This is a genomic window from Pseudoalteromonas sp. SG45-5 (assembly GCF_014164085.1).
In the GTDB taxonomy this organism is placed as follows: domain Bacteria; phylum Pseudomonadota; class Gammaproteobacteria; order Enterobacterales; family Alteromonadaceae; genus Pseudoalteromonas; species Pseudoalteromonas aliena.
Genome location: NZ_JACJEM010000028.1, coordinates 46,195 through 56,706, shown reverse-complemented (window position 1 = coordinate 56,706; position 10,512 = coordinate 46,195). Strand labels below are relative to the sequence as shown.

Annotated in this window: 10 protein-coding genes and 1 pseudogene; 6 read left to right on the top strand and 5 right to left on the bottom strand. The window is 38.7% G+C overall.

The features are described from left to right. Nucleotides 1-244 precede the first annotated feature (244 nt). Nucleotides 245-1,291, top strand: a complete 1,047-nt coding sequence (locus H5119_RS10890; protein WP_182702236.1) for an NAD(P)-dependent alcohol dehydrogenase — start codon at nucleotides 245-247, stop codon at nucleotides 1,289-1,291. Between the two features lie 88 nt (nucleotides 1,292-1,379). Continuing rightward, nucleotides 1,380-3,518 (top strand): TonB-dependent receptor, encoded by a 2,139-nt coding sequence (locus tag H5119_RS10885; RefSeq protein WP_182702235.1) that lies wholly within the window; start codon nucleotides 1,380-1,382, stop codon nucleotides 3,516-3,518. Nucleotides 3,519-3,546: 28 nt separating this feature from the next. Here the strand turns inward: H5119_RS10885 and H5119_RS10880 are convergent, their stop codons facing one another. Then, entirely contained in the window at nucleotides 3,547-3,753 is a 207-nt protein-coding gene (locus H5119_RS10880; RefSeq protein WP_182702234.1) for a DUF2986 domain-containing protein, read from the bottom strand. A 136-nt stretch (nucleotides 3,754-3,889) separates the two neighbouring features. Here H5119_RS10880 and H5119_RS10875 point away from each other — a divergent pair, with 136 nt between their 5' ends. Beyond that, nucleotides 3,890-5,377, top strand: coding sequence for a dipeptidase (locus H5119_RS10875; protein WP_182702233.1), 1,488 nt, complete (start codon nucleotides 3,890-3,892; stop codon nucleotides 5,375-5,377). Nucleotides 5,378-5,395: 18 nt separating this feature from the next. Here H5119_RS10875 and H5119_RS10870 read toward each other — a convergent pair whose 3' ends face one another. Next, complete coding sequence (locus H5119_RS10870) at nucleotides 5,396-6,193, bottom strand: EAL domain-containing protein (protein ID WP_182702232.1); 798 nt, start codon at nucleotides 6,191-6,193, stop codon at nucleotides 5,396-5,398. A 222-nt stretch (nucleotides 6,194-6,415) separates the two neighbouring features. On the opposite strand from H5119_RS10870, the gene H5119_RS10865 reads away from it, so the two are divergent. Further along, nucleotides 6,416-6,598, top strand: coding sequence for an XRE family transcriptional regulator (locus tag H5119_RS10865; protein WP_182702231.1), 183 nt, complete (start codon nucleotides 6,416-6,418; stop codon nucleotides 6,596-6,598). Nucleotides 6,599-6,607: 9 nt separating this feature from the next. On the opposite strand, the pseudogene H5119_RS10860 reads toward H5119_RS10865, so the two are convergent. Together H5119_RS10860 and H5119_RS10855 are read right to left on the bottom strand one after the other, a co-directional pair. Continuing rightward, nucleotides 6,608-6,741: pseudogene (locus H5119_RS10860) on the bottom strand (DUF2256 domain-containing protein). A 2-nt stretch (nucleotides 6,742-6,743) separates the two neighbouring features. Continuing rightward, nucleotides 6,744-8,273 (bottom strand): cryptochrome/deoxyribodipyrimidine photo-lyase family protein, encoded by a 1,530-nt coding sequence (locus tag H5119_RS10855; RefSeq protein ID WP_182702230.1) that lies wholly within the window; start codon nucleotides 8,271-8,273, stop codon nucleotides 6,744-6,746. A 98-nt stretch (nucleotides 8,274-8,371) separates the two neighbouring features. Between H5119_RS10855 and H5119_RS10850 the strand changes: the two genes are divergently transcribed. Together H5119_RS10850 and H5119_RS10845 are read left to right on the top strand one after the other, a co-directional pair. Next, entirely contained in the window at nucleotides 8,372-8,980 is a 609-nt protein-coding gene (locus tag H5119_RS10850) for a flavin reductase family protein (RefSeq protein WP_077538666.1), read from the top strand. A gap of 74 nt (nucleotides 8,981-9,054) precedes the next feature. Next, nucleotides 9,055-9,813 (top strand): sulfite exporter TauE/SafE family protein, encoded by a 759-nt coding sequence (locus H5119_RS10845; protein WP_182702229.1) that lies wholly within the window; start codon nucleotides 9,055-9,057, stop codon nucleotides 9,811-9,813. Nucleotides 9,814-9,868: 55 nt separating this feature from the next. Here H5119_RS10845 and H5119_RS10840 read toward each other — a convergent pair whose 3' ends face one another. Beyond that, nucleotides 9,869-10,504 (bottom strand): SDR family oxidoreductase, encoded by a 636-nt coding sequence (locus tag H5119_RS10840; RefSeq protein ID WP_182702228.1) that lies wholly within the window; start codon nucleotides 10,502-10,504, stop codon nucleotides 9,869-9,871. Between the last annotated feature and the right edge of the window lie 8 nt (nucleotides 10,505-10,512).

Genomic DNA, 10,512 nt, shown 5'->3' with positions numbered 1-10,512 from the left:
AAATAACTCACTAACGACGTTAAAAATTATTTATATAGAACAACTATGTATCATAATTTTAGCCTTGTTATTGAGCTATTTTCTTATCGCTATAATAGATCACTAATTTAATGCAATTGGTATAATAAAAAGCCCGAACAATGTTCGGGCTTTTTTGTGTCTATTTTTTGTATTGTCAGTTTCAATTCACAGCGGGTGTAGCATACTGTTGATGATTTAAATTTTTAACAACTATGGAGTTATTATGAAAACAGTAGGATATGCAGCAAAAAGCCAAGGTTCTGAACTCACAGAGTTTTCTTTTGAACGCCGCGATTTACGAAATAACGATATAGAAATTGAAATTTTATACTGTGGCGTATGCCATTCAGACTTACACGCCGTTCGAAATGATTGGGGTGGCAGTGATTATCCGTTAGTTCCTGGACATGAAATTGTAGGCAAAGTGTTGTCGGTAGGTAACGACGTAAAAAAATATAAGCAAGGCGACACGGTTGCTGTTGGTTGTATGATTGATTCGTGTAAAAGCTGCGATCAGTGTGATAACGACGAAGAGCAGTTTTGCCGAGAGGGCATGGTAGGTACTTATGCAGGTAAAGACAGAGTCAATGGCGACATGACTCAAGGCGGTTACTCAAAACACGTGGTTGTACGGGAAGAGTTTGTACTTTCGGTACCACAAAACCTAGATCTTTCACGCGTTGCACCGCTACTGTGCGCAGGTATTACAACGTACTCTCCACTTCATAAATGGGGTGTAAAAAAAGGTAGTCGAGTTGCTGTTGTAGGTCTGGGTGGACTTGGTCATATGGCTGTTAAAAATGCAGTTGCTATGGGGGCAACGGTTACAGTTGTCGGTCGTAGTGAGTCTAAAAAAGAAGACGCAGTGAAATTAGGTGCTGATCATTACTTAGTATCATCAAATGACGATGAAATGAAAGGGGCGCAATCTGCTTTTGACGTTATTATCGATACCGTGCCCGTCAAGCATGACTTGTCTATTTATACACCGCTACTTGATATTGATGGTACGTTAGTTATCGTTGGCCAAGTGGGTCCCGTGGATGAAGTAAATACGGTCCCCCTATTAATGGGACGTCGCCGAATTGCAGGATCGTTGATTGGTGGTATAGCAGAAACGCAGCAAATGCTCGATTTCTGTGGCGAGAACAACGTACTCCCTGAGTGTGAAATGATCAACATTAATGAAATTAACACCGCGTACGAACGGATGGAAAAGTCAGACGTTCGATACCGTTTTGTCATTGATATGGCGTCGTTAAGCGCTTAAAACTGATAAAGTGCGACAATTTGTCGCGCTTTTGCTTTAACCGTACATACTATAATTTATGCCAATTATTACAGTGGCATAAATTAAAATGGTTTATAAAAGAAAAATTAAAAAAACATATTTACTAACCCCTCTCGCACTTCTAATTAGCGGTGTGTTATCACCCACAGTATTTGCCGACGACACGTCATTGGAAGTAATTGAAGTACATGGTCATGTGCAAAATAAACACTTAGCGCTTAGCTCGTCAGAATCACTATTAAGTGATTTAGGTGTGGATTTTTCAGCGGCAGGTGGGGTGTCAAATTTACCCATTTTAAACGGTTTAATGGGCGATAGAATAAAAGTGCGTGTTGATGGCGCTGATTTAACCGCTGCGTGTGCTAACCATATGAATCCACCCCTTTCTTATATTTCTGCAAATCAAATTACCGCTTACAATGTTGTTGCGGGCATATCGCCAGTGAGTGCTGGTGGCGATAATATTGCAGGTGTAATAAGCGTAAATTCTATTTCTGCGCAGTATAACGAAAATAACGGCCTTAGTTGGCATTCAGGTTATGTGTCGGCGCAGTACAACAGTCTAGGTAATGGCCGTAAATTGGGTATGGGAGCGCGTGTTGCCAGTGATACTGTTAGCTTTAATTACCAAGGTGCTTTTAGCGACGCCAAAAGCTACGATGATGGTAATGGCGATTTGGTGTTCGATACTTTATATCGCGTGCAAAACCACAATTTAACTGCGGCAATACGTGATGAAAATCAACAGTTTGTACTTAAGCTAAGTCATCAAAAAATCCCGTATCAGGGATTTCCAAATCAGTATATGGATATGACCGATAACATCAGTTACGGAGCTATAGCTCAATATAAACGCTCTTTTGAAAACAGTGAGCTTGAGGCACAGTTAAATTGGCACAACGTAAAGCACGAAATGGGGTTTTTCAGTGCAGAAAAAACAGGCATGATGCCAATGAAAACCGATGCCCAAGATATAAGCTCGCAACTAAAGTGGCGCATTGCGCTTGATCAAAACAGCAGTATTTTACTCGGTCAAGAATATTATCATTACAGTATTAATGATTGGTGGCCAGCTGTTGAAGGGTCAATGATGATGGGGCCAAACGAGTACGTAAATATAAATAATGGCAAACGCGAGCGTATTGCTGTATTTGCTGAATATGAGAGTCAGTTAAACAAACAATGGTGGCTAAACACCGGTGTACGAATTGAAAATATAAGCACAAATGCAGGTGAAGTGCAGGGATACAACAATGGCATGCCTATGATGAATATGGGCACAATGAACTCTATGCCTATGCAGCCAAATAATGCCACTGCAGCTATTGAGTTTAATGCCAATGATAGAGCTAAAACAGATACGGTCGTCGATGTTAGCTTATTGCTTAATTATCAAATAACAAATAATGATGAGCTTCAGTTTGGTCTTGCTCGTAAAAATAGAGCGCCCAATTTGTACGAGCGATACAGTTGGGGAGTAAGCAACATGGCGACCACTATGATTGGTTGGTACGGTGATGCAAATGGTTATATTGGCGATCCTGACTTAGCTGTTGAAACGGCGCATACATTTAATTCTACGTATATTAAATCGGCAAAAGAAGATGACTGGCGTATTAGTGCTAATGTTTGGTATACCGATATTACAGATTATATTGACGCTGATATTATTAGGTCCTTCAATCGCTTTGGCTTAGAGGACACTACGCGTAATGTGCTCAAATTTACCAATGTAGATGCCACTTTATATGGCGTTAAATTAGACTTAACCGCTAATATTTATAAATCTAAACAGTTAGGTAACTGGCAATTAAAAGCGAAAGTTACCAATACCAGAGGCAATCGCGACGATACTAACCAGCCGCTTTATCAAATAAAACCACTGCAAACCGAGTTTGCTATTAACCAGCAACTAGGGCGCTTTGAAAATACATTATCGTGGCAATGGGTTGATACTAAAACGCGTATAGATAATAACCGCTTTGAGAACCAAACAAGCAGTTACAGTTTAGTAAATTTGAATTCAAAAGCATCGTGGGGGAGTTTAACGCTCAGCGCAGAAGTTACAAACTTATTTGATGAATACTATCAATTACCGCTTGGCGGAGTGAGTATTGCTCAGCTCAAACAGGGAAGTAGTAATCGTTTTGAGCAACTCGCAGGGCAGGGGCGTTCATTTAATATGGGCGTAAGCTACGTGTTTTAATTGCATTATACTAATCAACAAGGGCAGGTTATTCCTGCTCTTGGCTATTTTCATCAATTATTTGCGCAGTATTATCTTGCTGCTCAAGTTTTTCTCGTTCGGCTTTTGACACATAGGCAGGTTTGTTGCTTTTGTGTAGCTTTGCGTTAGTACGCTTGTCTTTTTTTTGAAATTTAGTGACGATTTTTTTACGACGGTTCACAGTTAAATGCCTTGTTAATTTTAAGTCGCGCATTATACAGCCATCCACATAAAAGCCGCTATATAAATATTAACTTAGGTAACTTGTGCGTTTACCGCAAAGTGCTATATGTAAACTCTTCTAAGCGTTATAGTTGCCGCTCTTAGTTATTAATTAAATGGGAATTGTTTTGAAAAAGTTAGCTTTAGCCGGTATTGCTTTATTTGCATTTGGCGCTCATGCGCAGTTAAATAAAAATATTGATAGCGTTGCCGATTACGCAGTAAATACCTACCAAAATGCTCAAATACACACACTAACTAACTTAGTGGCTTTTCCAACCGTTAATAAAAGCGACATTACGGCTCCTCAAAATCCCGACTTTATTGGCTTTAAAGCACTTTTAAAAATGAAAGCCGCAGAGCTTGGCTTTGATTACCAAGATTTAGGGTACACAGTATTAATTGGTATGGGTGAGCAAAGCGAAAAAGTAACCGTAGTAACGCATGGCGATGTACAACCCGCTAATGCGAGTAAATGGAAACAAAGCCCTTTTATTATTGATACATCAGAGCATGGCAAACTTGTTGGTCGTGGTACCGAAGATGATAAAGGCGCAATAGCGACAGCGCTCTACGCAATGAAAGCAATTAAAGACAAAGGCATACCGCTTAATAACCGTATTGAGTTAATGATTTATCTAGCAGAGGAGTCTGATTGGGGCCCGCTTACTGAATTTATGAAAACGTATGAGCAACCAAAATATGCAGTAACGATTGATGCATCATACCCTGTAGTGGTTGCCGAGAAAGGCTGGAGCTTAATTGCACCTACTTTTAATGCAACATCACCACAAACGGGTTTATATGTAAGTAGCTTAACGGGTGGTGCGTTTAGAAGCCAAATTCCAGAAGACGCAAGCTTAGTACTTCATAATGCAGATACTGCACTTATTAATACATTAAAAGCCAAAGCCAAAGCATTAAATAAAGTTGAGTTTAACTTTAGTGAAAAAAGTAATGGCTTATCAATAAGCGTTAAAGGGATGTCGGCGCATTCATCAGAGCCCGAGTCGGGTATAAATGCCATTGCTTACCTAGCCGAATTATTTAAAGGTATCGAGCTTGAAAATAACAGCGATGGGGAGCTAATCGACTTTGTTAACCAGTTAATTGGTTTAGATCTTCACGGTAAGCAATTTGGTGATATAGCGTATAAGCATGATTTTATGGGCCCGATGACAGTGGCTCCTACTGTTATTGAGCGCGATGGCAATGCGCTAACACTCGCTGTGAATGCACGTCGCCCGATGGGTAAAGATGAAGCTCTATTACAAAAACAGATTGATGATGCTCTTGCTAATTGGCAAGCGGCTAACAATGTAACGCTTGCTAACATAGAAACGGTTATTGGCACACCTATGCTGCTAGATAGCGCGCCGCATGCACAAAAACTGCTTGATATATTTAAGTATTTTACAGGCGATAAAAAAGCTGATTTTGTATCAATTGGCGGCGGCACTAATGCCAAACTGTTTGATAATGCAGTATCGTTTGGCCCTTCTATGCCTGGTAAACGTTACACCGGCCACTCAGAGCATGAATTTATTACCCTTGAGCAATTAGAGCTTAACTTACGTATGTATACAGCGATGATGATAGAGCTAGGTAATATGTAATTTAACCAGTAGCGCGGTTTAAATAATAGGTGCTGAGTGTTTATCAGCACCTATGTCTTCAAAGTTCACATCAGGTAGGCTCTCAAAGCTTGGTTTTGCAAACAAATAGCCTTGCATAAGCTCAACACCTGCGTGTTTTAGCCATGTATATTCTTCTACTGTTTCTATTCCTTCGGCAAGTGCTGTTATGTTTAAGTCGCGAAACATATTTAAGCAATGGGTGACTATAAATTGGCGTTTTTTGTCTTTGTTAATATTGCGTATAAGCGCCATATCTAATTTAATAATATCTGTTTGAAAGTCAGCTAGTAGGTTTAATCCAGAGTAACCTGCGCCAAAATCATCGGTTGCCGTTTTAAAGCCAAGTGATTGGTAGTAATCAACAACGCGTTTTATGTGTGCAGTATCTTCTACTTTTTCCACCTCGGTAAATTCAAACATGATATTTTTTATTGGAAAGTTATATTTTTTAGCCGCTTCTAAGGTGGTGCGTATGCATCGCTCGGGTTTATAAATAGCGTTTGGTAAAAAGTTAATACTCAACATAGACTCTACCCCCAATTTTGCGGCAAGCTCAATGGCTTTAATGCGGCACAGTTGATCAAACGCATAACGATTATCTTCGTTTACTTTAGAAATTATAGAGTAGGCAGATTCGCCATTTAATCCTCTAACGAGGGCCTCATAACCAAAAATAAGACTAGTTTGACAGTTAATGATTGGTTGAAAAGCCATTGAAAAATCAAACTTGAGCTTTTTTGTTTCAGCACAGTTACTGCATGTGACTTGTTCACAATATTTTGATTTTTCATTCATTTAGCTTTAGCCTCTTATGTTTATTTATTTATTTTAGATTAGTTGATATTAGAACCTAACACAAACGAATAGGGTATTGGCTTTTATGTTTTGAATACAATAAATAATTGTATTTTTTAAGTGGGGCATGATGATTAATTTCATATCAATTAATGACATTTACCAGTTATGCACGTTGTTTATTAAAACAATAATAGTGGCGTACATTGTTTGGATAATAAAATGAGTAATACAATTATATTAGGCAAAAAAATTAAAGCATATTTACTTATTTTAACATTTACTAATGGTTATAAATTTACTGGCTTCGCCAAGTTATATGTGTATTTTTTGTCTGCTTTAGGTGTGGGAATAGCGTTATTACTTCGTTATCTAAATGACTTAGAACAACACCAAAGAAGTTAAAATATTAAATCACTTTGTAAGTTTGCAGCGCTCTGAGCAATAAATAACGTTTTCCCAATCGCGTTGCCATTTTTTACGCCATGCAAAGGGCTTGTTGCACACAGGGCAATTTTTTTTGGTAGATTAATTTTTTTATGCACCATACTTATGAGTCCTCTTTGTTATTTTTACTAGGTGCTGTGCGTTTTACACGAGTGATTTTTTTGGTTTGGGTTACGTGTTTTTTAAGGATGACTCCTATGGCGCGTTTAACATCTGCTCGCTCGCGGTATTGCCATAAGCGTTCGCGCGCTTGCTTTGAAGCCGTGGTTAAATCAAGCATTGGCTCGGGGTAATCTTCTCCTAGCTTAAAGTCGTTAAATAGCGCTTCCATCGGGGTTTGTTGCCAAGGCTCGTGCAAATATTCAATAGGGAGCTTTTCAAGCTCGGGGCACCATTTTTTAATAAAAGTACCTGTTGGATCTTGATCTTCTGATTGTTTAATTGGGTTGTAATGCCGAATGGTATTAATCCCTGTTACCGATGCTTGCATTTGAATTTGCGGGTAGTGAATTCCTGGCTCAAAATCTAAAAAGTAATTAGCGAGAGGAAAGCTTGCTTGCTGCCAGCTTATATTTAAATGATGCGTTACAAAGCTCACAAGCATGGCGCGCATTCTAAAGTTTATATACCCAGTCGCCTTTAAGCAGCGCATGCAAGCGTCAATAATTGGAATACCTGTTTGGCCCTGCGCCCAGCGTTGAACATCACTTTTCACGTTTTTGTCATCACGATACGGAAATACATGATAACCAGGATTAAGGGCCAAAAATTCCATTGTGCATTCGCTTTCAAATTTTTGCATAAAGTGGCAATGCCAATGAAGGCGAGACACAAACGCTGCAAGCGGGCGTTTCCAGCCTTTTTTATTTGGATGCTTTGAATGATATTGCTCAATAGCCATTTGATACACTTGCCTGAGGCTAATATTACCCCACGCTAAATAAGGCGAAAGCCGAGAGCAATGAGTTTGGCTTAAACTTGGGCTAGATATACCCTTTTGATAACCTTTACCGCGTTCAGCAAAAAAACTATGCATGATCTCTTGGGCATGTAGCGGGCCGCCTCGTTGAAAATTATCATCGTCTTGTGTGTAAGTATTGGGTAAATCAGGTGCTTGATAGTTATTTAGCGCAATAGTCTGAATGTTTTTCCAGTTGGGTACGGCAATAGGTGATTGCATTGTTTTTTGCCAATGCTCATTCCAATTATCGCGATTTTTTTTACCGCGTATAACAGCACCTGTTTGCGACTCCAGCCAATTAATGTGATTATGTTGGCACCACGCTTTAACAACTTTATCTCGCTTAAACGTGTTGTTTAAGCCTATTTCTTGATGACTAAAAATATTAATTATTTCAAATTGCGTTTTTAATGATTCAAGTAAGTCGCTCATGTTTAAATTAAATATATAAACGCAGGTGTTAAAACGAGCTAACTGTTTATTTAATTCAACGATTGATTGGTATACAAAGCGCCAATGGCGCTCGTTGTAATGCGCATCTTCAAGTAGCAGAGGTTCAAAGTTATAAAGTAATAGCGTGGGTAGACCGTTACTAAAAGCATTTTTTAAAGGCGGGTGGTCGCGTAGGCGTAAATCGCGTTTAAACCAGACTATGTTTATTTTTATACGCATGAAATCAACATATTATTTAAAAAATGCTATTTAGGGTTTAAGTTGTACGCAGCGCAGTGATTTTCCGATTTAGTTTTCAAGATTAAAAGTGAGAAACCATGTTTTTAGATTTAACCGATAACAGTAACCATTCTGTTTACTCTTATCTCGTTGGTGGTATAAGTCCCAGACCTATTGCTTGGGTAAGTACGTTAAGTAGCGAGGGGGTTGCCAATATTGCGCCTTACTCTTTTTTTACTGTCGCCAGTTGTAACCCACCGGTGTTGAGCGTAACGCAAGTAAACCCAAGTAATAACAAAAATAAAGACACGCTAAATAATTTACTCGTTACCAAAGAGTGCGTGGTTAATATTGTTAGTCATGATCTCATTGAACAAATGAATCAAAGCGGTGCAAATTACTCAAGTGAAATAAGTGAGTTTGATGCCGCTAATATCTCTCAAACGAGTAGTCAGCTAGTTCATGCGCCAAGTGTTACCGATTCTAAAATAAAATTTGAATGCAGATTACGAGAGGTCATTACTATTTCAAAGGAACCGGGAGGGGGAAAAGTCATGCTATTAGATGTGATTGGCATCAATATAGATGATGAGGTTTTAGTCAATGGATATATAGATCCAACACGTTCTAATACAGTGGGTAAAATGGGCGGTGATTATTTTAGTACCACGAAAGACAAATTTGTGCTCAAAAGACCACTGTTTTAGTGTTTAGCAATAGAGACTGTATAGATTCTAAATTTAGTTATGTTTAATCGCTTTATGAAAAGAATGCTTTAAATATGGATTTATTTACGACTGATCTTATTTCGCCTATGTTGGCATTAGTGTTTGTTTTGTTGGCAGGTTTTACTTCATTTTTTTCTGCTGCCTTTGGTGCGGGCGGCGGGCTAATGTTACTTGTTGTGATGGCATCGTTTATGCCCATGACTTTAGTTGTTCCTATTCATGGGCTCGTGCAACTAGGGTCAAATATCAATCGCTTATTACTGAGTTTTAAACATATAGATAAAAGTATGTTTATTTATTTTACGCTTGGAGGCGCAGCTGGGGCGGTATTGTCGAGTTTTATTGTTTCAAACATTCAATTTGATGTTATGAAGTTAGTTGCAGGAGTTTTTGTCATTTATATTTTGTGGGGAAAGACTCCATTATTGCACAGCAGATCGATACTTTGGCGTTTAGCTGGTGGCTTTGCTACTACATTTATTTCGATGTTTATCGGTGCAAGTGGCCCATTAGTCGGGAGCTGCTTACACATGAGCAACTATAGCAAGATGCGTTTTACAGCCACGTTTTCAAGTATTATGTCAACCCAGCATTTATTTAAAGCTGGCGTATATGGGGTCGTTGGTTTTAGCTTTTGGCAGTGGCTACCTTTAGTCGGTGCAATGATTTTAAGTGGGGCTATAGGCACATGGCTGGGAATTCGATTATTAAACCACATACCAACAGACAAATTTAAGTGCATTTTTAAATATATTTTAACGCTATTAGCATTGCAATTAGCTTGGCAGGGCTTTAAATTGTTATGTAATTAATGCTCATTCTACGAGGTAGAATGAGCATGTTTTAATAAAATCAGTTCATTAAGGCTTATTTAACAGCTGCTTTAATTGGTTTATCACCATCAAATAATTCAAAAATGCGACTGCCATTGGGACTATTTGTAGCAATATGAAGTAACGCATTAGCCACATTTTCTCGGCTAATTTTAGCTTTATCCTGATCTTGTGGGCGCTTAGTTGTTACTGTTAATGAAGCTGCATCGTTAGTTAATGTTCCTGGGCGAACAATAGTGTAATTTAAGCCACTGTTGATTAAATGCTCATCGGCCATGTTCTTAGCAACTAGATATGGTTTTAAATCGCCATCAATTGAATCGGGGTCGTCTGCACCAATTGAGCTGACCATGATAAAGTGCTTAATTGCGTGCTCTCGAGCGTAGGTTACCGCTTTAGTTGCAGCCCATAAGTCAATTAACACAGTTTTGTCATCCCCTGTATTACCACCCGAACCAGCCGCAAATATAACTTGTTCGCAGTCTTTTAGTGCGTTACTAAAATCACCTTCGAGATCTTGCTCTACAATATTTAAAAAAGGGCTTTGTAAATCGCTTAGTTTGCTTTTGTCACGTACTAAGGCAACTACACTTTGTTCATTTTTAAGCAGTAACTCGGTAGTCATTTTACCAATTTGTCCGCTTGCACCAATAATTAGGGTCTTGCTCATAATTAATT